The following is a 23,548-nucleotide window of genomic DNA, read 5'->3' on the forward strand; positions in this document are numbered from 1 at the left end:
GTCAGCTTAATTCACAGAACACATAGAGGTCTTGAAGCAAATGAAGAAAGTGGGTCTGGTAGGATGGCGGGGCATGGTAGGCTCCGTTTTGATGCAGCGCATGCAAGAAGAGAACGATTTCGCGCACATCGATCCGATATTCTTCACCACATCCCAGGTTGGTCAGGCGGCGCCTGACTTTGGCAAACCCGCGCCAGCGTTGAAAGACGCTACCTCCATTCAAGACCTGAGTGAAATGGACATTATTATTTCCTGCCAGGGCGGCGACTACACCAATGACGTGTATCCGCAATTGCGCGCCGCTGGCTGGAATGGTTACTGGATCGACGCCGCCTCCGCATTGCGCATGAAAGACGATGCGGTCATCGTGTTGGATCCGGTTAACCGTAAAGTTATTGATCGCGCTATCGACCAGGGGCGCAAGGATTTCATTGGCGGTAACTGCACCGTCAGCCTGATGTTGCTGGCCTTGGGCGGCTTGTTTGAGCAGGATCTGGTGGAGTGGGTCAGCCCGATGACCTATCAGGCGGCTTCTGGCGCAGGCGCACAGAACATGCGCGAGCTGATCAAGCAAATGGGCTCCGTTTACGATAGCGTATCCGCTGAACTGGCCGACCCCGCCAGCTCCATTCTGGAAATTGATCGTCTGGTGGCGGAAAGAATGCGCGGCGGCGAATTTCCTGTGGATCAGTTTGGCGTGCCGTTGGCCGGCAGCCTGATTCCCTGGATCGACAAGCCCATGCCTTCCGGCCAGAGCAAAGAAGAGTGGAAGGCGCAGGCGGAAGCCAACAAAATTCTGGGCAGAGAAGGGGCTCCGATTCCTATCGATGGCCTCTGCGTACGCATCGGCGCTATGCGCTGCCACAGCCAGGCGATGACGATCAAGCTGCGTAAGGATGTTCCTCTGCCGGAAATCGAGCAGATGCTGGCCACGTCCAACGACTGGGCGAAGGTGATTCCCAACGATCGCGACATCTCTATGCGTGAGCTGACTCCGGCGCGGGTGAACGGCGGTCTGGATATTCCGGTGGGCCGTTTGCGCAAGCTGAGCATGGGGCCAGAGTATCTGGGGGCATTCACTGTCGGCGATCAGTTGTTATGGGGCGCAGCCGAGCCGTTACGTCGTACGCTGGCGATTTTGCTGGGTAATATCTGATATCGCGGTTTTGCGACGGCGCCGGTTTTTTGACGCAATCGGCGCCGTTAAATCTGGAAAAATTTGCATTCGTCGTTACAATACCGCTCAAGTGAAAGGCTTATTCCGATTCGCTTGAGCGGTAATCCCGCCTGACTCGGACGGAGTTATCAGTTTCCGAATAACTACCTCCGCCTTTGTTGCTCATTTCCATCTCTGGACTAAATTTAAGTGTGTGATGGCCGATATGGCTTTTTTACGCAAGCGCGTATGACGCATTATCCGCTTCTGGAGTTTGGGAAGTGGTTGATCTGCATGTAAATTGATCAACCAGACAGGCTTGTATTAAAAATCATCCGTTTGGCCGTTTTGAATAGGCCTAATTTCTTGTAAAAATGCAGGACCTAATTAATACTTAGTAGCAATATTGAAAGTTTATTCTAAACATTCTCAATCAACTGAGATTTTTAACGACATTTGACGCCGTCAGATAACCTCGGGCGGCGCCGGAAAGCTCGGCGCGCCACCTGATGAGGTGAAGAATTAATAGAAAGGAAAGACGCTATGGTTCGCAAACTCGCGATTGCAGTATTAACAATGTCCGCGCTTTCATCGGGGGTGGCTAAGGCGCTAGGGTTAGGCGAAGCAAAAGTTTATTCATCGCTCAATCAGCCGCTGAATGCGGAAATCGAGCTGGTCAGCGTTCGTGATCTCACCGAGAGCGAAATTTTGACGAATCTGGCCTCCCGGGAAGCGTTCCAGCGCGCCAACCTGGACCGGGTGTATTTCCTTTCGGATTTGCGCTTCAAAGTTTTATTCAAAGACGGCAAGGCCTATGTTCGAGTCACCAGCTCCAAGCCGGTGCGCGAACCTTATCTGAATTTCCTGATGGAAGTGACCTGGCCCAGCGGAAGACTGTTGCGAGAGTACGCGCTTCTGATCGATCCGCCTACGTTTAGCAGCGAGAGCGTGAAGCCCGCGCAGGTTGCGCCGGCCAGAACCACCACCGCCAGCGCGCCTGCTACGACAACGCGCCCTTCCACTTCAACGACCACTACCAGAACAACCGCTCCTTCCTCCTCGTCCACCTATGATGCGCCCTCTACTTCAGGCTCTTATGGACCGACAGGCGGCGATGACACCTTGTGGGAGATTGCGCTGAAAACCCGTCCGGACAGCAGCGTGTCTCCGCAGCAGATGATGTTGGCGATTCAGGATTTAAATCCGGACGCTTTCTTCGACAGCAATATCAACAAGCTGAAATCCGGTCAGGTATTGCGTATCCCTGACATGGAGCAGATCCAGCAGCGCAGCAATCGCGACGCCGTGCGTCAGGTCAGCCTGCAAAACCGCGAGTTTGCGGAAGGGCGCGCGCCATCCACTCGTCAGGTGGATGCATCAGGAACCGGTCGTAGCCAGACTGGCTCCGCCGCGTCGCAAACCGACGAAGACAAGTTGAGAATTATTGTCTCCAAAACCGGCGAAAATGCTTCGACAACGCCGGAGAAGGCCGGTGAGTCCACTGGCTCGCGCGGCGGCACTTCGAAAACCGCGGAAGAGCTGAGTCTGGCGCAGGAGAAGCTGGATCAGGTCTCTCGTGAAAACGAAGACCTGAAGAGCCGGATGGAAGATCTGCAGAGTCAGTTAGAGACGATGCAGCGTCTGGTGTCGCTGAAAGATGATCAATTGGCGGCCTTGCAATCAAAAGTGGGTGAAACGGGTGGCGATACTACCGCCCCGACGCTTCCTGAAGAGCCTGTTATGCCGGGTGACGAAGGCATGCTTCCCGGGGAAGAGCCCATGACGCCAAGCGAGCCTTCTATGGGCTTGGGCGATGAGCCGTCCACGATGGGTGAGGGGACGCCAATGTCTCCCGGCATGGAGACTCCGGAAGATCAAGCTGGCATGAATGCGCCCGAGACGCCTGAGCCCGTCGCCCCCGTCACGCCAGTAGAACCTGAGCAGCCTCCTGTCGCCGTAGACAAAAAGCCGCCAACGCCAGCGGTTACCGAGCCGACTCCACAGCCTGAGCCGGAAAGCTGGATCGACATCATCAAGAACAACGTGATTTACCAGGCCGCCATTGGCGGCGGCGCGGTTTTGTTGCTGTTGATCCTTTGGTTGCTGGCCCGCCGCGGCGGCAAGAAAGAAGCGGAAGCGGATGATGAAGCTCTGGATATCGCAGACCACGACAATCTGGCGCTGGACCTGGATATCGAAGCGGAAGACGGCGAGGGTGAAGCGAAAGTCGGCGGCGATGATCCTATCGCGGAAGCAGACGTTTATATCGCGTATCAGCGTTTCGACCAGGCGGTGCAAGTGCTTGACGCCGCACTGGAAGAAAATCCCAATAATCAGGAGTATCGCCTGAAACTGTTGGAAGTGTTGGGTGAAGCTAAAGAAGGCGCGCGCTTCAATGAAACCTATAACCATCTGCGCGAAGCTGGCAACACCGCTATCGTGAACCGCGCTGATGAGATCAAATCCCGGTTCTCCGACCTGGATGATGAGCCAGGCTTGTCCCTGGACGATCTGGAAAGTCAGTTGCTGGGCGGCGATGATTTCGCCTCTTCAACTGCGGACGATGACGAGTTGGATTTGGATCTTGACGCCAACTTGGATGCGACAGTTCCCAATCAGCCTTCTGCACTGAGCGAGCCTGAAGAGCTGGAGCCAGTCGAGGAAGCTGAAGATAACCTGGATATCGACTTTGACCTGAGTGAAATCGATCTGGGCGAAACCGACAAGGACGAAGTGGAGGAGGCAGAATCCTCTTCCGGTTATGACAAAGGCATTGATTACGTATCAAGCAAAGCGCCTGCTGAGGAGGAATCCCTGGAGGATTCTTTCGAGACGGCGGATGACTCTCTCGAATCCCTTGAAGAAGACGGTTTTGAGTTGGCGGACGCCGAAGAGCTGGAGTCAGACTTCGAGCTGGATACTGTCGGCCTGGACGATGACCTGGAAACGCTGGATCTGGAGAGCGACCTTAGCGACGAACTGCTGGATATGGATGCGCCAGTTGAAAGCGACGAGCTGGACGAAAGCCTTGATCTGGATATGAATCTGGAAGAGGAAGAGCCCTCCCTGGATTTGGATGATAGCGATCTGGACCTGTCTCTTGACGAACAGCCTGCGGAAAGCAAAGAGTTCACCGGCGCTGAGCTGTCCAGTGATGTGGCGGAAGAATTCGTGCAACAGGTTGATGATCTGGAAGACGAACTGCCGGACTTGAGCGCTTCCTTCGACGAAGAGCCGAAAGCGGATGTCTCAGCGGAGTTGGATACGGATCTCGACTTTAACCTGGATGATGACTTTGGCGACAAAACCATCGTGCAGCCGCAAGAGCCTGCGCCAAGCGTGGCGGCGGAATCGAAACCCGCCGCTAAAGAAGGCATGCAGGACGAGTTCGTGGAAGAACTGGAAGAAGACTTCAACTTCCTGTCCGACACCGACGAAGCCGCCACTAAACTGGATCTGGCCAGAGCCTACATCGACATGGGCGACCGTGAAGGGGCTCGCGACATCCTGGAAGAGGTTGTCGAAGAAGGCAACAACGACCAGAAGCAGGAAGCCGCTTCCTTGCTGAAGAGACTTGCATAATTCCGCTACTTTTCAATAATGCTGCCCTCAAGTATTGAGGGCGGCTTATGAATCCAACCAGTTCGAACCAGTCATTGTACCCACTTTCCAACGATCTCCTGCCAGATACCGGGCGCGTCGCGCTGGTGTTGGGCTATGACGGCTCCCGTTATCACGGCTGGCAGGCGCAAAACTCAGGCGTGCCGTCCGTGCAGGCGGAAGTAGAGGCCGCCTTATCAAAAGTCGCAGATCATCCCGTTAGTGTCGTGTGCGCTGGTCGCACCGACGCTGGCGTTCATGCGGTGAACCAGGTGGTTCACTTCGAGACGAAGGCGCAGCGCAGCCCGTATTCCTGGGCGATGGGCGTCAATCATTTTCTCCCGGCGGACGTGTCCGTGAGCTGGGCGGGCGCGGTGTCTGAAGATTTCCATGCCCGTTACACCGCTACCTCTCGCAGCTACCGCTACATCATCTATAACCATCCGATTCGCCCCGCGTGGCTTAATAGCAACGTTACCTGGAACTACCGTCCTCTCGATGTGGAAAGTATGGCCGCCGCCGGCGCGCATCTTTTAGGGGAAAATGACTTCAGCGCATTTCGTGGTTCTGACTGTCAATCCAAGTCGCCTTTTCGCAATCTGACCCGGCTTGAAGTGAGCAGGGTCGGCGATATGGTTGTGATAGAGGTGGAGGCGAACGCGTTTTTGCACCACATGGTGCGCAACATTTCAGGCACCCTGATGGCGGTGGGAATTGGTAAGAAACCATCGGACTGGGTGGCGGATGTTCTCGCTTCCAAGAAGCGCTCAAAAGCCGGGGTGACGGCGCCGCCCTTCGGGCTGTATTTGACTTCAGTTACCTATCCTGAAAAGTTTGCGATTCCTTCGTTGCGGAAAGGGCCGTTTTTTCTCGGGGCCTGATATCCTCGATTTCCCGAAGCCGCTTTAACTCGCTATAATCCCAAGCCTGTTATGCGCCGCCGAATCGCTGACTTGAACTTTTCCGGAAAACGACAACAGCATAAAAAAGGAAGAGATAAAATGAATGCCCGCAACAAGCGCGTACGCTGCAAAATCTGCGGCATCCTTGAGTTGGAGCATGCGCTGGCGGTCTCCGACGCCGGCGGCGACGCCATTGGATTTGTTTTTTACCCGCCCAGCCCCCGATACATTGATCCCGTCGCAGCCAGCCGCATTATCGCCAAGCTGCCTCCCTTTATTACTACTGTTGGCCTCTTCGTCAATCATGACGCGGAGCAGGTGAGGGAGATATTGAATGTCGTTCCCCTTGATGTGCTGCAGTTTCACGGCGATGAAGACAACGATTTTTGCCGCAGTTTTTCCCGTCCTTTTTACAAGGCCATTGGCGTAGGCGAAGAGACCGACGTCGTCGCAGAAGCAGCCAGGTATCCAGATGCGGCGGCTTTATTGTTTGACACCCATGACCCGCAATTACGCGGCGGCACCGGAAGAGTTTTCGACTGGTCCCGCATTCGTCATGAGTTGGGCAAGCCGGTGATTCTCGCCGGCGGCCTTAATCCGACCAATGTGGCGGAAGCTATTCGCACTGTCAGGCCCTACGCCGTTGATGTTAGCGGTGGCGTTGAAGCAAGCAAGGGCGTGAAGAGCATTGAATTAATCCAGGAATTTATAGGTGAGGTATATCGTGAGTACGAGGTTTGACGCTGAAACGCTGGCCAATATTCCGGACCATCGCGGCCACTTCGGCCATTACGGCGGCCGATTCGTATCCGAGACGCTCATGTCTTCGCTGTTGGAGCTGGAGCAGCATTACGAAAAACTGCGTATCGACCCCAAGTTCCAGGAAGAATTCGACTCGGATCTGGCGGATTACGTAGGTCGCCCATCTCCTTTGTATTTTGCGGAGCGTCTGACCAGACAGGTTGGCGGCGCCAGGATTTATCTGAAGCGGGAAGATCTCAATCATACCGGCGCTCATAAGGTGAACAACACCATCGGGCAGGCGTTGCTGGCGAAGTATCTCGGCAAGCCGCGCATCATCGCCGAAACTGGCGCAGGCCAGCACGGTGTGGCGACGGCGACCGTCGCCGCTCGTCTGGGATTGAAATGCGTGGTCTACATGGGCGAAGAGGATGTGCGCAGGCAGTCTTTGAATGTCTACCGCATGAAACTCCTGGGCGCAGAAGTACGTCCCGTCACCAGCGGCACCAAGACCCTCAAGGATGCGATGAACGAAGCATTGCGGGATTGGGTGACCTACGTTGACGATACTTTCTACATCATCGGCACGGTAGCGGGTCCGCACCCGTATCCCAAGCTGGTGCGGGAATTTCAGTCCATTATTGGTCGTGAAGCGCGCCTGCAGTGCATGGAGAAAGAAGGGCGGCTTCCGGACGCATTGGTGGCCTGTGTGGGTGGCGGCTCTAACGCTATCGGTTTGTTTTATCCTTTCATCGCGGATGAGCAGATCAAAATGTACGGCGTGGAAGCCGGCGGACTGGGATTGGAGACCGGTCAGCACGCAGCGCCGCTTTGCGCGGGTCGTCCCGGCGTATTACATGGCAACCGCACGTATTTGATGGAAGACGAAAACGGCCAAATCTCCGCTACACACTCTATTTCAGCGGGTCTCGACTATCCGGGCGTTGGTCCTGAGCACGCCTGGCTTAAAGACATCAAACGTGCGGATTATGTTTCGGCGACGGATGACGAGGCGCTGCGCGCATTTCACACCCTGACTCGGGTGGAAGGCATTATGCCGGCGCTGGAATCCAGTCATGCGGTGGCGTACGCCATGAAGCTGGCCAAGACCATGGATAAGGATCAGATCATCATCGTCAATCTGTCCGGACGCGGCGATAAAGACATCCATACGGTGGCCAAGCTTGACGGAATTGAATTTTAAAAAGGGTGTGACATGAGTCGAATTAAGCAATGCCTGGAGACGTTGAAGGCGAATAATAAAACAGCGCTGATTCCCTATGTGACCGCGGGCGACCCCGCACCGCAGCACACTGTAGATATCATGCATGCCTTGGTTGAATCGGGCGCTGACATTATTGAATTAGGCGTGCCGTTTTCCGATCCCATGGCGGACGGCCCTGTGATTCAGTTGGCCTGTGAGCGCGCGCTGGAACACGGAACTTCCCTGAAAATGGTATTGGGCATGGTGGAGGAGTTCCGCAAGACCAACACGGAGACGCCTGTTGTATTGATGGGGTATTTGAACCCGGTGGAGGCCATGGGCGTGCATCCATTTACCGATGCAGCCAAGGCGGCGGGCGTGGATGGCGTATTGATCGTGGATTTGCCGCCGGAAGAAGCGGATATGGCTGCGCCGCATCTGAAACGGGCGGGGCTGGATGTCATCTTTCTGATTGCGCCCACCACTACGGAGGATCGTATCGCCGCCGCTGCGAAGTTCGGCAGCGGATACCTGTACTATGTATCGTTGAAAGGGGTGACTGGCTCCAATGCCCTGGATATAGACGATGTGGAAAAACATGTCAGCGCCATCAAGTCTCTGACCGTTATGCCTGTCGGCGTGGGCTTCGGCATCAAAGACGCGGCCACGGCGAAAGCAGTGTCGGCAGTATCCGATGGTGTAATTGTCGGTAGCGCACTTGTGAATACAATAGCGACTAATGCTGAAAATCCTGAGCAGATGCGCGCCAAAGTGAAAGAGCTGCTTAGCTCCATGCGCGCCGCGATGGACGAATAAACAAGTGAGTAGGGTTAAATATGAGTAACTGGTTAGAAAAAATTATTCCGGGAATGGGAGGGGCTCAGTCCAAGCACAAGAGTAACGTTCCCGAAGGCTTGTGGAAAAAGTGCCCTAAGTGCAGCGCCGTACTCTATCGCCCTGAACTGGAAAAAAACCTGGATGTGTGCCCCAAATGTCAGCACCACATGCGCATATCCGCACGCAGACGCATCGATATTTTCCTGGACGGCGCCGACAGAGTGGAGATCGCCCCTGAGCTGGAGCCGGCGGATCGTCTGAAGTTCAAAGACACCAAGCGCTATAAAGACCGTCTGGTCAGCAATCAGAAAGCGACCGGTGAGAAAGACGCCCTGGTGGCCTTCAAGGGAACTGTCGCCGGCGTGCCGGTTGCGGCGGTGGCGTTTGAATTCAACTTTCTGGGCGGCTCCATGGGCGCGGTGGTGGGCGAGAAGTTCGTTCGCGCCGTAAATGTCTGTCTGGAAGAAAACCGCGCACTGATCTGCTTCTCCGCCAGTGGTGGGGCGCGTATGCAAGAGGCGCTGATCTCCCTGATGCAGATGGCGAAAACCGCCGCGGCGCTGGAAGTGATGAAGCAGCGTGGCCTCCCTTACATTTCTGTGATGACTGACCCCGTATTCGGCGGCGTATCCGCCAGTCTCGCTATGCTGGGCGACCTGAATGTGGCGGAGCCCAATGCGCTGATCGGCTTCGCAGGCCCTCGCGTTATTGAGCAGACCGTGCGCGAAAAGTTGCCCGAAGGCTTCCAGCGCAGTGAATTTTTGCTGGAGCATGGCGCGCTGGATATGATTCTTGCCCGCAATCAATTGCGTCGCAGACTGTCGATGCTCATCTCCAAAATGATGAAGCTGCCTGAGCCTGAATTTGAAAACGAAGAAGATCTCGAAGAAGAGGAAATGGAAATACCGGAACCGCCAGAAAACCTGGAATAAGCCGGTCTTAGCCTGATATCGGATCTCAAAGCGTAGATAAGGAATATGGAATCTCGAAGACTGTCTGACTGGCTTGACTATGTATCGCAACTGCATAGTCAGGTCATAGAAATGGGCCTGGATCGCGTTAATGACGTATTCCACCGACTTTGCCGTAACGCCAGGCTGGCGAAAACCGTTGTCACCCTTGCAGGAACAAACGGTAAAGGCTCTACGCTGGCGGCGGTGGAGGCGCTTGCTCTCGCCGCGGGTAAAACGGTGGGCGCTTACACGTCGCCTCATATTCTGCGTTTTAATGAGCGTGTGCGCATTAATGGCGTTGATGTCAGCGATGAGGCGCTTGAAGGGGCGTTCGCCGCTGTAGAATCGGCTCGCGGTCAAACGGCGCTGACCTATTTTGAGTTCACCACGTTGGTGGGGTTCTATTTGTTTCAACAGGCCAAACTGGACTTGGTTCTGCTGGAAGTCGGTCTGGGTGGACGCCTGGATGCGGTTAACATTGTCGATCCGGATCTGGCGGTGATTACCAGCGTGGATCTGGATCATCAGGAGTGGCTGGGTGATTCCCGTGAAGATATCGGCCGTGAAAAGGCGGGTATTCTGAGGCCGGGTATTCCTCTGGTCATCGCCGAAGAGGCTCCGCCGACCAGTGTGGTGGATGTGGCTGGGAAGCTGGGGTGCGCAACCTTCATCTGGCGTCAGGATTATACGCTTGAGCGTGCTGGCGAAGCGTCGCAAGCCCTGCAGTGGCGAGGTCGCCGCAAGCATGCGGACATCGTCATTGACGGCCTGAGTGATAACGGTCTGCCTATGGCCAATATGGCGGCGGCCATGCAGGCCGCCATGCTGCTGGACTTTCCGTTGTCCGAATCTCAAATCGCCGCTGCGATCGCCGGCCTCAAGGTTCAGGGGCGCTTCCAGTTATTGCGCCGTGACCCGGAAGTATATGCTGATGTGGGGCATAACCCCCATGCCGCACGCTATCTCAAGCAATGGCTGTGCGGATTGCCGGTTAAAAAGCCGCAGGTGGCGGTATTTTCTGCGTTGAAAGATAAAGATGTGGCGGGCATTGTAAAAGAGCTCGCCGGCGTATTCGACCGCTGGTTTGTCTTTCCCCTCAATGTGGATCGGGCCATGCCATTGGCGCAACTGGCGGATCTGGTCGAACGAAACCAGTCCGCGCCGGTGCATACCTGTGATTCCTTGCCGGAGTGCCTGGCCCAGGCGACATCCGAAGCGGGTTCGGATGGGCGGATCGTCGCTTTCGGTTCTTTTTTCACCGTGGCGGAAATTTTTCAAAACGGTATGATGGGAGCCGATGAGGGAGACGGTGGCTAAGCGGATCGTCTCCACAGTCTTTTAATCCATTTGGTTTTTTCCATCATGATTTCTAATTACAGTCTCAGGGTTTTTCTATGGATGGATTAAAGCAGCGTATTGTCGGCGCTATCGTGCTGGTGTCTCTGGCGGTCATATTTCTACCTATGTTGTTTGATAACGCCCAGCAGGAAAAGACATCTCAGATCATTATCATTCCTGATAAGCCGGAAACGCCCAATTTCACTATTGAAGAGGCAAAAGCGCCGCAACTAAGCACAGGCGACGCCAGCGCCGGGTCGCCGACGCAGCCGGCTAATGCGCAGACCGGCGACGCCGTTGCGGATGAAACTTCCAGGATTTCTGATTCAGCAGAAGAGATCGCCCAAGAGGCGGCGATTGCGGAAACGCATCAGTTGAGCGATTCGAAACCTGCCGCAACGAGTCCGGAGCCAGTTCCGCAAAAGGTTGTGGAGGCGAAGCCGGAACCCGAGCCGCAGCCCAAGCCAGAACCAAAACCAAAACCTTCCGTGAAAGTGGAAGAGAAGCCTGCGACGACGGTAGCCGTGGCGACGCCATCAGTCAGCGTCAAGAGTGAGACCAAGGACGCGCCTAAGGATTACAGTCTGGATAAAGACAAATCTCCTGCAGCTTGGTCGATTCAGATTGGCACTTTCAAGAATCGCGACAGCGCCTTGAAAATCCGCAATGAACTGCATAACGACGGCCATCCTGCATTTACTCAGGAATTCCGCAGCTCAGAAGGTGAGAATCTGGTCCGGGTCTTCGCCGGGCCGGTAATGGAGCGCAGTCAGGCGGACAAGCTCAAGACTCAGGTGGACAAGCGCTACAAAGTCAACTCTCTCGTCGTGCAATATCGCCCTGGGCAATAGCCCGCCGCGACAAAGCATTAGTTTTTCTGCCCCCGCCTTTTTGCTAGAATGATGCGCCCCCGAAATACGGGGGCTAATTACGCTATTTCCAGGATGCTATGATGATTTGGGCCGATTGGGTCATTATTGGAATTATTGGTTTATCCACGGTAGTCAGCCTGGTCAGAGGTTTCGTCAAAGAAGCGCTTTCTCTGGTTACCTGGGTGCTCGCATTTATAGTGGCGCGCATGTTTTATGTGCATTTGGCCACGCTGCTGGAAGGGCTTATCTCCGTGCCTTCCGTCAGGCTGATCGCAGCCTTTGTCATACTTTTCATTGTGACGCTCATCATCGGCGCGTTGCTGAACCATTTGATTTCCGCATTGGTGAAGTCCACAGGTCTGTCCGGTACTGATCGTACCCTGGGCATGGCGTTTGGAATGATCCGGGGCGTGGTGTTGGTTGTCGTTGTCGTGGCGCTGTTGCGACTGACTCCCGTCGTGCAGGACCCCTGGTGGTCGGAATCGACGTTAATTCCCCATTTTGAAAAATTGGAAGCTTGGTCGCGGTCGGTTTTTGGCGACCCCATAGCGTCTATGCTTACATAAACCGCTTTAATTTTTGCGCGAGATTCAAAGACGAGGTAACCATACATGTGCGGTATTGTTGGTATTGTGGGTAAAGCGAATGTTAATCAGGACCTTTACGACGCACTCACCGTGTTACAACATCGGGGCCAGGACGCCGCGGGAATCGTTACCTTCCAGGACGACCGCTTTTTCCTGAGAAAGGACAACGGTCTTGTGCGCGACGTGTTCCGCACCCGCCATATGATGCGTCTGGTCGGCAGCGTGGGCATCGGTCATGTCCGCTATCCCACGGCGGGCTCTTCCAGTTCTGCGGAAGCCCAGCCTTTTTATGTGAACTCTCCTTACGGCATTACGCTGGCCCATAACGGAAACCTCACCAATGCGGAAGAGTTGGCGCGCGATATCTTTCGCACCGACCTGCGTCACGTCAACACCAGCTCCGACTCCGAAGTGCTGCTGAATATCTTCGCTCATGAGTTGCAGAAACTGGGCAAATTGGTGCCGGAAAAAGATGACGTATTTGCAGCGGTCAAGGCCGTTCACAAGCGCGTCAAGGGCGCTTATGCGGTTATCGCCATGATCACCGGCTATGGCATTGTGGCGTTCCGTGACCCCAACGGTATACGTCCTGCCTGTTTCGGCAAGCGCGAGACCGCGAAGGGGCCGGAGTACATGATCGCCTCCGAGAGCGTGGCGCTTAGCGCGCTGGGCTTCGAGCTGCAACGCGACATCGCCCCGGGCGAAGCGGTATACATCGAGACCGACGGCAGTCTGCACACGCAGCAGTGTGCAGAGAACCCGAAATTGAATCCCTGTATTTTCGAGTACGTGTATTTCGCGAGACCCGATTCCATCATGGACGGCATTTCCGTCTATAAAGCGCGTTTGCGCATGGGGGATCATCTGGCGGAGAAGATTCATCGCCTGCGTCCCGACCACGATATCGACGTGGTGATGCCGATTCCCGACACCAGCCGCACCTCCGCCATGCAAATGGCGCTGAGCCTGGGAGTGAAGTACCGGGAAGGCTTTATCAAGAACCGCTACATTGGCCGCACCTTCATCATGCCAGGCCAAAACCAGCGTAAGAAATCCGTGCGTCAGAAATTGAATCCGATCGCCTTGGAATTCCGCGGCAAAAACGTGCTGTTGGTGGATGACTCCATCGTGCGCGGCACCACCTGTCGCGAAATCGTGCAGATGGCCCGGGACGCCGGCGCCAAGAAAGTCTATTTCGCTTCAGCGGCGCCAGCGGTGCGCTATCCCAACGTGTACGGCATCGACATGCCTTCCGCCAATGAGCTGATCGCACACGGCCGCACGCCAGAAGAAGTGCAGGAGCTGATCGGCGCTGACTGGCTGGTGTATCAGGATCTGGAAGACTTGGTGTCTTGCGCTCTGGAAGGCAATCCGAATATAGAGAAGTTCGATTGCTCCGTGTTTGACGGCGACTATGTGACCGGCGATGTAAATGATGAGTATCTCCAGCGACTGGAGGCCATTCGCAACGACAGCAGCAAGTCCAAGCGCGAGCAGGAGCTGATGATGGCGCAGGCGCCGCTGGACTTGCACAACGACGACTGATCGCCGGCGGCGCATTTTGATGCATGACGCCGGTCCTATGCCGGCGTCAGTCGCGCAAGTGTCTATACAGTTGCACTACGATCTATTCAGTCGCAACGACTATCCATCCAGTGTTCAATTCAATAGACTGCACGGAACAATGCTATAGCGCCGGATAGGGGAGGGCGCTCACTTGCTCTCCTCAGGCGGCCCCACTTTATATCCAGGAACAGACGATGTCAGGCAGAAAAACTGAAACCCGTGAGCTTCTGCTGCCCCCGGAGGTAGACTGGCGCGACGCCACGCAGGCGATTCGCGCGGGCCAGATCCGCACTCAGGAGCAAGAGCATGCGGAAGTGATTTATCCCACTTCCAGCTACGTTTTCAAGTCGGCGGCGGAAGCGGCTGCGACATTCGCCGGCGATAATCCCGGCAATGTCTATTCGCGCTACACCAACCCCACTGTGCGCATGTTTGAAGAGCGTCTGGCGGCGTTGGAAGGCGCGGAGAACTGCGTGGCGACCGCCTCCGGCATGGCGGCGATTGTGTCCGCCTGTATGGCGTTGCTGAAAAGCGGCGACCATGTAATCTGTTCCCGTAACGTGTTCGGCACGACTCACGCCGTATTCGATAAGTACATGAAGAAGTTCGGCGTGGAAACGACATTCGTGCCGCTGACTGACATGGACGGCTGGCGTGGGGCGATCAAATCCAATACCCGCTTGCTGTTTATCGAGACGCCATCCAACCCATTGAATGAAGTGGCCGATATCGCGAGCTTGGCGCAGTTGGCGCACGCCAATGGGGCTTTGTTGGCGGTGGACAATTGTTTTTGTACACCGGTGCTGCAAAAGCCGCTGAGTCTGGGGGCGGACCTGGTGATCCACTCCGCGACCAAATACCTCGACGGACAGGGCCGTTGTCTGGGGGGCGCAGTAGTGGGCGACTCCGCGTTAACGTCGGAAGTGCTGGCGTTTCTGCGCTCTGGCGGTTTCACCATGAGCCCCTTTAACGCCTGGGTGTTTTTGAAGGGCCTGGAGACTCTGCCTATTCGGATGAAGGCGCATTGTGAGAACGGCATGCGGGTCGCGCAGTGGTTGAATGAACAAAGCTGGGTGGAGAAAGTGCACTACTGCGGACTGTCTGACCATCCTGGTCATGAACTGGCTACGCGTCAGCAGAAAGGCTATGGCGGAGTGCTGTCATTCAAGGTAAAAGGCGGTAGAGAAGAGGCCTGGGCGTTTATCGACAATACCAAGTGGATCTCCATCACCGCCAATCTGGGGGATGTGAAGTCTACGATGACGCATCCGGCGACCACGACTCATGGTCGCCTTTCCGAGGACGACAAGGCGTTGGCGGGTATTTCCGAGAATCTGATTCGTCTCTGCGTGGGACTTGAGGATTTTGAGGATATTCGTGACGATCTGCTGTCCGGCGCGGCGGCGTTGGGCGCTTGATTTTAGGCGCCGGGGCTGCGCAAAGCCCTGGCGTTTTTTGTCTGATCCCGCCAGAAGACGATCTGTAGCCTGCCGAAAAATGCATCTCCCGCCAATTTGAGCTAGAATAAAATCAATATAAACAAATAGATAGAGCGCAATTTTAATTTTTGGCGTTAAATTCTATTAATGCGCGGTTAAGCTGGGTTCACCTAGACTCCCGGCTTGTGTACACTACTGAATATTTAGCCAGCTAAAATCCTTATGCCAGCAGATATAGAAGACAACAGAGCGAAGCGCTACCTGGAGCAGGGACTCCGCGAAGGGGTGTTGATCGCTTGTGTGACCATCGCCGTTTATCTGGTGTTGGCCCTGGTCTCGTACAATCCCTCAGACCCTGGCTGGACCAGCACAGGGCAACATTCCCAGGTCGTTAATTACGCTGGGCGCGTCGGCGCCTGGATTTCCGACGTCCTGCTGTACTTCTTCGGCTACGTCGCCTATTTATTCCCCTTTTTGTTCGTCTTGCGTTCGGTGCAACTGTTCCGCCAGCGCCACATGCGCCATCCCATCAACTGGTGGATGGTGGTTATCCGCGTAGTCGGTCTGATCGTGTTGGTGTTGTCCACTTGTTCGTTGTTGACCATGTATTCGGTCAGTGGTCTGAACTCCAGCTCCGGCGGCATTGTCGGCGCGGAAGTCGCTGGGATGGCCGTCGACACCTTTAACATTATCGGCAGCACGCTGGTTTGGGTGGCGCTTTCCCTGTTTGGTTTCAGTATCGCCACCGGCTTGTCCTGGCTGAAGATTATGGACTGGGTGGGCGCCAAGACACTGGCGTTGTTCCGTCGCATCGGCGAAGAGTTTTCGTCCGCAAAAGAGAAGATGGGAGAGCGTGCGCAAGCCCGTCGCGAAGAAAAAGCCAGATTAGAAGCTGAAGCGCCGCCGCCCAAGCCTAAAAAGGCGAAACGGGAAGTGAAAGACCTCGACGATGAAGACGAGCGCATTCCCTTGCTGGACTCCAGGGTGAATGTCCCAGAAGAGCAGGAAACCAAGACGCGCTCTTTACTGAGCTTCGGCAAGAAGAAAGCCGAGGCCAAAGTTGAGCCCAGTTTGGGCGACACCATGGATGTGGATAGCGAAGGGCCTGCGGACAAAAAGATCAAGATTCTGCCGTTTCAGAAAGAGGCGGGAGGCGAGAGCAAGCGGGCCAAGCGAGCATCGCAGCCGTCCCTGTTTAACTTTGCGGAAGGCCCGTTGCCGTCACTGAATCTGCTTGATCCGCCTGAATCTTCCAAGAAAGGCGGTTACTCGCCTGAGGTGCTGGAAAACATGTCGCGCCTGCTGGAAGTGAAGTTGAATGACTTTGGCGTCGTCGCCGAAGTCGTGGAGGTGAACCCCGGCCCTGTGATCACCCGTTTTGAAATCCAGCCGGCGCCAGGCGTCAAAGTCAGCCGCATCAGCAATCTGGCCAAAGACCTTGCGCGCTCGTTGGCGGTGATTAGCGTGCGTGTGGTGGAAGTCATCCCCGGCAAGTCAGTGGTGGGTATTGAAATTCCTAACGAAAATCGCGATATCGTGCGTTTGCGAGAGGTGTTGTCCTCTAAAGCCTATGACGATTCCAGCTCGCCATTGTCATTGGGGCTGGGCAACGATATTGCGGGCAATCCGGTCGTCGCCAATCTGGCGAAAATGCCGCACTTACTGGTGGCGGGCACCACGGGCTCAGGTAAATCCGTAGGCGTGAACGCCATGTTGATCAGTATGCTTTACAAGGCGACCCCAGAAGAACTGCGCCTCATCATGATCGACCCCAAAATGTTGGAGTTGTCCATCTACGATGGCATTCCTCATTTGCTCACGCCGGTAGTGACGGATATGAAAGAAGCCGCTAATGCGTTGCGTTGGTGCGTGGGGGAAATGGAGCGCCGTTATCGGTTGATGGCCGCCATGGGCGTCAGAAACATTGCGGGCTTTAATAAAGTCGTGAAAGACGCCATCACCGCTGGCGAGCCGATTCGTGACCCTCTATGGAAACCGGGCGATAACGCGCTTGAAGAAGAGCCGCCGATGCTGACCACATTGCCATTCGTGGTGGTGGTCGTGGACGAATTCGCCGACATGATGATGATTGTCGGCAAGAAAGTGGAAGAGTTGATCGCCCGTATCGCCCAGAAAGCGCGGGCGGCGGGAATTCATTTGATTCTGGCGACCCAGCGGCCGTCAGTGGACGTTATTACCGGCTTGATCAAAGCTAACGTGCCGACCCGTATGGCGTTTCAGGTATCTTCCAAGATCGACTCCCGTACTATTTTGGATCAGGGCGGCGCAGAGCAGTTGCTGGGACACGGCGACATGCTGTACTTGCCTCCCGGCACTGGCCTGCCGATCCGCGTGCATGGCGCTTTTGTCGACGATGATGAAGTGCATCGCGTGGTGGATGACTGGAAACAGCGGGGCGAGCCCGATTATCTGGACGAAATTCTCGACGGCGCCACCGATAGCGAGTTTGTCGCTAGCTTCGATGGCGGCGGCGACAATAACAATGGCACTGAAAAAGACGATCTGTTTGATCAGGCTGTGGCGTTTGTGACGGAAAGCCGCAAGGCGTCCATATCCGCTGTGCAGCGTCGTCTGAAAATTGGCTACAACAGGGCGGCCAACCTGGTTGACGCAATGGAGGCGGCGGGCGTGGTCTCGTCCGCTGGCCATAACGGCTCCCGGGAAGTTTTGGCTCCACCTCCTCCTAGAGATTGATATCCATGAAATTATTGAAACTACTCTCCGTGGCGGCGTTGAGCGCCGCCAGTATGATGGCGAATGCGGCGGGCGTGGATACGCTCTCCGGCCTTTTGAAAAACGTAGAAACTTTTACGGCCAATTTCACCCAAACGATGCGCTCTCAAAGCGGGCAGGTGATGCAGGAAGTGTCCGGCACACTGAAGGCCAAGCGTCCTGGCTTGTTCTTCTGGAAGACCAAGGCCCCATTGGAGCAGACCATCGTGACGGACGGCCAGCAGGTCTGGATTTACGATCCGGATCTGGAGCAGGTCACTATCCAGCATTTATCGCAGCAACTTTCTAACACCCCGGCGCTGCTGCTGAGCGGAGAAGTGGGCAAGATCGACGAACAGTATCAGGTAGAGCAGCAACCGGAGTCTCAGCCGGGGCAGGTGGATTTCCTGCTGCGTCCGAAAGGCGTCGACTCCCTGTTTGACACGCTGCAACTGAGCTTCGTCAACGATCAATTGGTGAGCATGAAACTGAAGGACTCTCTTGGTCAGCAAACCAGCCTGTTCTTTACCGCGGTGTCGATAAATCAAACCATTAGCGAAAAAGCGTTCCACTTTGAGATCCCTGATGGCGTCGACGTCATCCGGGAGGCGCCTTGACGCTAAACCTGTTTGAATCGGAAGAACGCCGTCGGAGCGCGCAGTATGCGCCTCTGGCGGCGCGAATGCGTCCCCGGGTTATTGATGAATATATTGGGCAGACGCATTTGCTGGATGCGGACAAGCCCTTACGCAAGGCGCTGGAGCGCGATCAACTGCACTCGGTGATCTTCTGGGGGCCGCCCGGGGTAGGCAAAACTTCTCTCGCCCGCCTTGTGGCGGGATACACCGGCGCGGAATTCATCACCTTGTCCGCCGTACAAAGCGGGGTCAAGGAAATCCGCGAAGTCAGCCAGCGCGCTCGCGCGAACTCACAAAGCGGACGCAAGACCATTGTGTTCGTGGATGAAGTCCATCGTTTCAATAAGTCCCAGCAGGACGCCTTTCTCCCTTACGTAGAAGAGGGCGCTTTTGTTTTTATCGGCGCCACCACGGAAAACCCCTCTTTTGAGCTGAATAACGCACTGTTATCGCGGGCGCGGGTGTATCCATTAAAACCGCTCACCATTGATGACCTGACGACGTTATTGCAGCGGGCTCTGACGGACTCCGATAACGGCCTGGGACAAACAGCCTGGAGCTATGATGCCGATCTGCTACGCATGATCGCTGAAGCCGCCAACGGCGATGCGAGACAGGCGCTGAATATTCTCGAAACCATGTCTGATCTGGCGGACCCGGGCGAGCAGGGCGGGGTTCTTTCCCGCGAGCTGCTGGCGTCGGTGATGCAGGTTTCATTAAAACGCTTCGACAAAGGCGGAGATGCGTTCTACGATCAGATTTCCGCACTGCATAAATCCGTGCGCGGCTCCAATCCCGATGGCGCTTTGTACTGGTTCGCCCGCATGTTGAACGGGGGCTGCGATCCTTTGTACGTCGCCCGCCGCGTGGTGCGTATGGCCAGCGAGGATATCGGCAATGCCGATCCGCGAGGGCTGGATCTTGCGCTTTCAGCCTGGGACGTGCAAGAGCGACTGGGCTCCCCGGAAGGCGAGCTGGCGATTGCTCAGGCGGTTGTTTATCTGGCGTGCGCGCCGAAGAGCAATGCGGTTTATAACGCGTTTAACGCGGCGATGAAGCTGGCGGCGGAGTCGCCGGATTATCCGGTCCCCGTGCATTTACGCAATGCGCCGACCAAGTTGATGAAGGAAATGGGCTACGGCAAAGAATACCGTTATGCTCATGACGAGCCCGGAGCCTACGCCGCCGGCGAGACGTATTTGCCTGAAGAGCTGGATGGCCTGCGTCTGTACCACCCTGTGGAGCGGGGCCTGGAAAGCAAAGTCAAGGAAAAGCTGGAATACCTGCGGGGTCTGGACGAAGAGTATCGGAACCGCTCCTGAACCATCTGAAATCTGTCCGTGATCATTATGAGCATTCCCCATCTTGTGTATGTTGCTCTTGGCGGCGCGTTGGGCGCCGTCAGCCGGTATTTAATCGTCGCCTGGGTCAGTAACGTGGCGGGGGCTAAATTTCCTTGGGGGACGCTAGCGGTCAATGTACTCGGCTCTTTTCTGCTGGGGACGGCATTTGTATATGTGGTGGAGAAACTGCATGGACAACCCGAGCTGCGATCTTTGATAATGGTGGGCTTTTTAGGGGCGTTGACCACGTTTTCCACATTTTCGCTGGAAGCCTGGAGCCTGATGCAAAGCGATCAGCTGTTGCAAGGTCTCGCCTATATTTTAATGAGCGTTATACTATGCCTCTTCGCCGTGGGCGCAGGTATCGCTCTGACCCGGCTTATTCTTTGATTTAAAAAATTACTGGACGAATTCATGTTAGATCCAAAATTGCTTCGCAACAGCCTGGATGAAGTGGCTGCCAGACTAAAGACCAAACGCTATGACCTGGACGTGGACGCGTTCAGTCAGTTAGAAGAGCGGCGCAAGTCCGTTCAGGTCCGTACTGAGGAACTGCAAAGCGAGCGCAACAGTAAGTCGAAGAATATCGGCATGATGATTAAGCAGGGTCAGGACCCTCAGCCGTTAAAAGACGAAGTGGCTAAAATCGGCGAACAACTGGAGTCCGCCAAGACGGAGCTGCAGGACATTCAGGACAAGCTGGACGATCTGCTGCAAGGCATTCCCAACCTTCCTGACGCCTCCGTTCCCGAAGGCGAGAGCGAAGATGACAATGTGGAAGTGCGCAAATGGGGAAGCATCCGCGAATTTGATTTCGAACCCAAGGACCATGTTGATCTGGGCGAGAGCCTGGGCCTGTTGGACTTCAACAGCGGCGCCAAGCTGGCTGGCTCCCGTTTTGTGGTGATGCGCCGCGAACTGGCCAGACTGCATCGTGCGTTGGCCCAGTTCATGTTGGATATTCACACCACAGAACACGGTTATCAAGAAACCATGACGCCGTTTTTGGTGCACGCCCATGCGTTGCAGGGCACGGGACAGTTGCCCAAATTTGAGGCGGACCTGTTTAAAGTGCCGGGCGAGCATGACTTTTATCTGATCCCAACCGCGGAAGTGCCGGTCACCAATTTGGTGCGTGAAGAAATTCTGGACGCCAAAGAGCTGCCTCTTAAAATGACCAGCCATACACCTTGTTTCCGCAGTGAAGCCGGCAGCTATGGCCGCGATGTGCGCGGAATGATCCGCCAGCACCAGTTTGAGAAGGTGGAACTGATTCATGTGGTGGCGCCGGAGCAGTCTGATGCGGCTTTGGAAGAACTGACCGGCAATGCGGAACGAATCCTGCAGCTGCTAAACCTGCCGTATCGTGTTGTGGCGCTGTGCGGAGGCGATCTGGGCTTCTCTGCGGCGAAAACCTATGACATCGAAGTCTGGTTGCCAGCGCAGAAGAAGTACCGCGAAATTTCCTCTTGCAGCAACTGCCGCGACTTCCAGGCCCGCCGCATGCAGGCGCGCTGGCGTAATCCTGAAACCGGTAAGCCGGAGCTGGTGCATACGCTGAATGGTTCTGGACTGGCCATAGGACGTACTTTGATCGCAGTGCTGGAGAACTACCAGCAGGCGGACGGCTCTATTTTGGTGCCGGATGTGCTTGAGCCATACATGGGCGGCGTGAAGGTGATCAAACCAGCTAACTGAGGTAATTGATGTCCACACAACTACAGACCTGGGACTTCCTGCCCATATCCATGAATCTACAGGGCAGGGAATGTCTTGTAGTTGGTGACACCGAGCAGGCGGTGCGCAAAACCGACCTGCTGCTGCGCGCAGGGGCCAAAGTCCGGCTCCTGGGCGATGCCAATGCGAAGGCGCTCGTTGAGAGCGCCGACGTGCTCAACGCCATTACCCTTACTTCTGCCCCCTTTCATCCTGAGCTGTTGCAATCGTGCGCGATGGTCGTCGCGGCATCTGATTCCACTGACTTGAATCAACAAGTGGCGCACGCCGCTCAGGCGCGTGGGGTTCCGGTTAATGTTGTGGAACAGCCGGAACTTAGCAGTTTTATCTTTCCCTCTATTATCGATCGTCACCCGGTGTTGGTGTCCGTCACCAGTTCTGGCGGCGCGCCTGTATTGACCCGTTTGCTGCGCAACCGTCTGGAGTCGCTGATTCCCCATGGTTTTGGAAGACTGGCTGACCTGGCGATGGAGTTTCGGGATAAAGTCCGGGCTCGCTTTGGCCATATCAACCAACGGCGTCGTTTTTGGGAGTCCGTACTGGAAGGCGTCGTTTCCGATCTGGTGTTTTGCGGGCGTACGGACAAAGCCAGGGCGATGCTGGATGACATGCTGAGCGGCGAGCAGGCGGATGCGATCACCGACGCGGGTGAAGTGTATCTGGTCGGCGCAGGGCCTGGCGATCCTGACTTGCTGACGTTTCGTGCGCTGCGCTTGATGCGTCAGGCCGATGTGGTGTTGTACGACCGCCTGGTGTCGCCGCAGATCCTTGATCTGGTGCGTCGCGACGCCAAGCGCATTAACGTAGGCAAAGCCCGCTCCAACCATACTTTGCCGCAGCAGGAAATCAACGCCATGTTGGTGGAGTTGGCCAAGGAAGGAAAACGGGTGTTGCGCCTCAAAGGCGGCGACCCTTTTATCTTTGGTCGCGGTGGAGAGGAGATCGATCAACTGGCGGATGCCGGCATCCCGTTTCAGGTTGTGCCTGGAATTACTGCAGCTTCAGGTTGCGCGGCCTATTCCGGCATTCCATTGACCCACAGAGATCACTCGCAGTCGGTGCGTTTTGTGACTGGTCACCTGAAGTCAGATACCTGCGACCTGCCATGGCATGAGTTTGTGCAGGACAATCAGACCCTGGTGTTCTACATGGGATTGGTGGGACTGCCTATTATCAGTCGTGAGCTGATCGCGCATGGCATGAAACCTTCAACGCCAATCGCCCTGGTGTCCAGAGGCACGCTGCCGGATCAGCAGGTGCTGGTGGGAGAGCTGGGCAATATCGCCAAGAAGGTTGAGGAGCAGCAGATTCCCGGTCCGACCATTATTATTATCGGCGATGTTGTGACCTTGCGTGATCGTTTGCGCTGGATGGATTAAAGACGTCAATCAGGCTCCGCTGACATAGGCGGAGCCAGCACAACCCTTGTAAGCGCTCAGAGCCTCTCCCCGTTATCCGGACGCCACAAATACGCCTCAAGCTCCTTGCGAACTTCGTTTTCCAGTATCCCCACCACCACTTCAGCCCCCGCTTGCTTAAGGATATCAATGCCTGCCCCACGATTTTTCGGGTGAGGGTCGAGCATGCCGACATACAGCTTGCGTATGCCTAGCTTGACCAGCGTTTGAGCACAGGATGGCGTGCGGCCATGGAACGAGCAGGGCTCCAGGGTGACGAACGCGATGGTGTCGGCGGTCGGGCCATGCAGATAATGCAGCGCCATTGCTTCGGCGTGAGGCTGTCCTGGCGCGTTGGTGTGGCCCGATGCGACAACCTGACCGTTGCGCACCAGTACACAGCCCACAGGTGGGTTGGGGCGGCAATGCGCTATGGCTTTACGGCCTTCGGCGATGGCCAGACGCATAAAACGCTCCAGTTCACGGGTTTGCATTAGACTTTCTC

At 55.6% G+C, this 23,548-nt stretch carries 19 protein-coding genes; 18 read left to right on the forward strand and 1 reads right to left on the reverse strand.

Annotated elements, in window-relative coordinates:
- Positions 1 to 40: 40 nt before the first annotated feature.
- The 18 genes from asd (at position 41) to cysG (ending at position 23,025) form a co-directional block, all read left to right on the forward strand.
- Positions 41 to 1,156, forward strand: coding sequence for an aspartate-semialdehyde dehydrogenase (gene asd / locus O5O45_RS06095; protein WP_279501897.1), 1,116 nt, complete (start codon positions 41 to 43; stop codon positions 1,154 to 1,156).
- Positions 1,157 to 1,699: 543 nt separating this feature from the next.
- Positions 1,700 to 4,738, forward strand: coding sequence for a FimV/HubP family polar landmark protein (locus tag O5O45_RS06100; protein ID WP_305904358.1), 3,039 nt, complete (start codon positions 1,700 to 1,702; stop codon positions 4,736 to 4,738).
- Positions 4,739 to 4,785: 47 nt separating this feature from the next.
- On the forward strand, positions 4,786 to 5,637 hold the full coding sequence (gene truA / locus O5O45_RS06105; RefSeq protein ID WP_305904359.1) for a tRNA pseudouridine(38-40) synthase TruA: 852 nt from the start codon (positions 4,786 to 4,788) through the stop codon (positions 5,635 to 5,637).
- A gap of 120 nt (positions 5,638 to 5,757) precedes the next feature.
- Positions 5,758 to 6,399 carry a phosphoribosylanthranilate isomerase gene (locus O5O45_RS06110; RefSeq protein WP_305904360.1) on the forward strand — a complete coding sequence of 214 codons (642 nt, stop codon included), beginning with the start codon at positions 5,758 to 5,760 and terminating at the stop codon, positions 6,397 to 6,399.
- Complete coding sequence (gene trpB / locus O5O45_RS06115) at positions 6,383 to 7,603, forward strand: tryptophan synthase subunit beta (protein ID WP_305904361.1); 1,221 nt, start codon at positions 6,383 to 6,385, stop codon at positions 7,601 to 7,603. The genes O5O45_RS06110 and trpB overlap by 17 nt, the downstream gene beginning before the upstream one ends.
- A gap of 12 nt (positions 7,604 to 7,615) precedes the next feature.
- Positions 7,616 to 8,419 (forward strand): tryptophan synthase subunit alpha, encoded by an 804-nt coding sequence (trpA, locus tag O5O45_RS06120; protein WP_305904362.1) that lies wholly within the window; start codon positions 7,616 to 7,618, stop codon positions 8,417 to 8,419.
- Positions 8,420 to 8,439: 20 nt separating this feature from the next.
- The gene (gene accD / locus O5O45_RS06125; RefSeq protein WP_305904363.1) at positions 8,440 to 9,372 is read left to right on the forward strand and encodes an acetyl-CoA carboxylase, carboxyltransferase subunit beta; all 933 of its coding nucleotides are present in this window, start codon (positions 8,440 to 8,442) and stop codon (positions 9,370 to 9,372) included.
- Between the two features lie 45 nt (positions 9,373 to 9,417).
- Positions 9,418 to 10,710, forward strand: coding sequence for a bifunctional tetrahydrofolate synthase/dihydrofolate synthase (folC, locus tag O5O45_RS06130; RefSeq protein WP_305904364.1), 1,293 nt, complete (start codon positions 9,418 to 9,420; stop codon positions 10,708 to 10,710).
- 77 nt (positions 10,711 to 10,787) lie between these two features.
- Positions 10,788 to 11,582 (forward strand): SPOR domain-containing protein, encoded by a 795-nt coding sequence (locus O5O45_RS06135; RefSeq protein ID WP_305904365.1) that lies wholly within the window; start codon positions 10,788 to 10,790, stop codon positions 11,580 to 11,582.
- Between the two features lie 98 nt (positions 11,583 to 11,680).
- Complete coding sequence (locus O5O45_RS06140; RefSeq protein WP_011396317.1) at positions 11,681 to 12,169, forward strand: CvpA family protein; 489 nt, start codon at positions 11,681 to 11,683, stop codon at positions 12,167 to 12,169.
- A gap of 45 nt (positions 12,170 to 12,214) precedes the next feature.
- On the forward strand, positions 12,215 to 13,735 hold the full coding sequence (gene purF, locus O5O45_RS06145) for an amidophosphoribosyltransferase (protein WP_305904366.1): 1,521 nt from the start codon (positions 12,215 to 12,217) through the stop codon (positions 13,733 to 13,735).
- 215 nt (positions 13,736 to 13,950) lie between these two features.
- Complete coding sequence (locus O5O45_RS06150; RefSeq protein ID WP_305904367.1) at positions 13,951 to 15,174, forward strand: O-succinylhomoserine sulfhydrylase; 1,224 nt, start codon at positions 13,951 to 13,953, stop codon at positions 15,172 to 15,174.
- Positions 15,175 to 15,417: 243 nt separating this feature from the next.
- Entirely contained in the window at positions 15,418 to 17,910 is a 2,493-nt protein-coding gene (locus O5O45_RS06155; RefSeq protein WP_305904368.1) for a DNA translocase FtsK, read from the forward strand.
- A gap of 5 nt (positions 17,911 to 17,915) precedes the next feature.
- The gene (gene lolA, locus O5O45_RS06160; protein ID WP_305904369.1) at positions 17,916 to 18,545 is read left to right on the forward strand and encodes an outer membrane lipoprotein chaperone LolA; all 630 of its coding nucleotides are present in this window, start codon (positions 17,916 to 17,918) and stop codon (positions 18,543 to 18,545) included.
- Positions 18,542 to 19,888 (forward strand): replication-associated recombination protein A, encoded by a 1,347-nt coding sequence (locus O5O45_RS06165; protein WP_305904370.1) that lies wholly within the window; start codon positions 18,542 to 18,544, stop codon positions 19,886 to 19,888. Before lolA ends, O5O45_RS06165 begins: the two co-directional genes overlap by 4 nt.
- A gap of 27 nt (positions 19,889 to 19,915) precedes the next feature.
- Complete coding sequence (gene crcB / locus O5O45_RS06170; RefSeq protein WP_305904371.1) at positions 19,916 to 20,299, forward strand: fluoride efflux transporter CrcB; 384 nt, start codon at positions 19,916 to 19,918, stop codon at positions 20,297 to 20,299.
- A 24-nt stretch (positions 20,300 to 20,323) separates the two neighbouring features.
- Positions 20,324 to 21,607, forward strand: coding sequence for a serine--tRNA ligase (gene serS, locus O5O45_RS06175; protein ID WP_305904372.1), 1,284 nt, complete (start codon positions 20,324 to 20,326; stop codon positions 21,605 to 21,607).
- A gap of 8 nt (positions 21,608 to 21,615) precedes the next feature.
- Entirely contained in the window at positions 21,616 to 23,025 is a 1,410-nt protein-coding gene (gene cysG, locus O5O45_RS06180) for a siroheme synthase CysG (protein ID WP_305904373.1), read from the forward strand.
- A 56-nt stretch (positions 23,026 to 23,081) separates the two neighbouring features.
- On the opposite strand, the gene O5O45_RS06185 is transcribed toward cysG, so the two are convergent.
- Positions 23,082 to 23,537 carry a bifunctional diaminohydroxyphosphoribosylaminopyrimidine deaminase/5-amino-6-(5-phosphoribosylamino)uracil reductase RibD gene (locus tag O5O45_RS06185; protein ID WP_305904374.1) on the reverse strand — a complete coding sequence of 152 codons (456 nt, stop codon included), beginning with the start codon at positions 23,535 to 23,537 and terminating at the stop codon, positions 23,082 to 23,084.
- Positions 23,538 to 23,548 lie beyond the last annotated feature (11 nt).

Origin of the sequence: Hahella sp. HNIBRBA332, from assembly GCF_030719035.1 — a bacterium.
Taxonomy (GTDB): Bacteria; Pseudomonadota; Gammaproteobacteria; order Pseudomonadales; family Oleiphilaceae; genus Hahella.

Coding starts and splice junctions, on each gene's coding strand:
- O5O45_RS06110 (WP_305904360.1), top strand. CDS start 5,758: ATGAATGCCCGCAACAAGCGCGTACGCTGCAAAATCTGCGGCATCCTT.
- O5O45_RS06135 (WP_305904365.1), top strand. CDS start 10,788: ATGGATGGATTAAAGCAGCGTATTGTCGGCGCTATCGTGCTGGTGTCT.
- asd (WP_279501897.1), top strand. CDS start 41: ATGAAGAAAGTGGGTCTGGTAGGATGGCGGGGCATGGTAGGCTCCGTT.
- folC (WP_305904364.1), top strand. CDS start 9,418: ATGGAATCTCGAAGACTGTCTGACTGGCTTGACTATGTATCGCAACTG.
- O5O45_RS06185 (WP_305904374.1), bottom strand. CDS start 23,537: ATGCAAACCCGTGAACTGGAGCGTTTTATGCGTCTGGCCATCGCCGAA.
- O5O45_RS06100 (WP_305904358.1), top strand. CDS start 1,700: ATGGTTCGCAAACTCGCGATTGCAGTATTAACAATGTCCGCGCTTTCA.
- trpA (WP_305904362.1), top strand. CDS start 7,616: ATGAGTCGAATTAAGCAATGCCTGGAGACGTTGAAGGCGAATAATAAA.
- O5O45_RS06155 (WP_305904368.1), top strand. CDS start 15,418: ATGCCAGCAGATATAGAAGACAACAGAGCGAAGCGCTACCTGGAGCAG.
- truA (WP_305904359.1), top strand. CDS start 4,786: ATGAATCCAACCAGTTCGAACCAGTCATTGTACCCACTTTCCAACGAT.
- O5O45_RS06140 (WP_011396317.1), top strand. CDS start 11,681: ATGATGATTTGGGCCGATTGGGTCATTATTGGAATTATTGGTTTATCC.
- O5O45_RS06150 (WP_305904367.1), top strand. CDS start 13,951: ATGTCAGGCAGAAAAACTGAAACCCGTGAGCTTCTGCTGCCCCCGGAG.
- purF (WP_305904366.1), top strand. CDS start 12,215: ATGTGCGGTATTGTTGGTATTGTGGGTAAAGCGAATGTTAATCAGGAC.
- serS (WP_305904372.1), top strand. CDS start 20,324: ATGTTAGATCCAAAATTGCTTCGCAACAGCCTGGATGAAGTGGCTGCC.
- lolA (WP_305904369.1), top strand. CDS start 17,916: ATGAAATTATTGAAACTACTCTCCGTGGCGGCGTTGAGCGCCGCCAGT.
- accD (WP_305904363.1), top strand. CDS start 8,440: ATGAGTAACTGGTTAGAAAAAATTATTCCGGGAATGGGAGGGGCTCAG.
- cysG (WP_305904373.1), top strand. CDS start 21,616: ATGTCCACACAACTACAGACCTGGGACTTCCTGCCCATATCCATGAAT.
- crcB (WP_305904371.1), top strand. CDS start 19,916: ATGAGCATTCCCCATCTTGTGTATGTTGCTCTTGGCGGCGCGTTGGGC.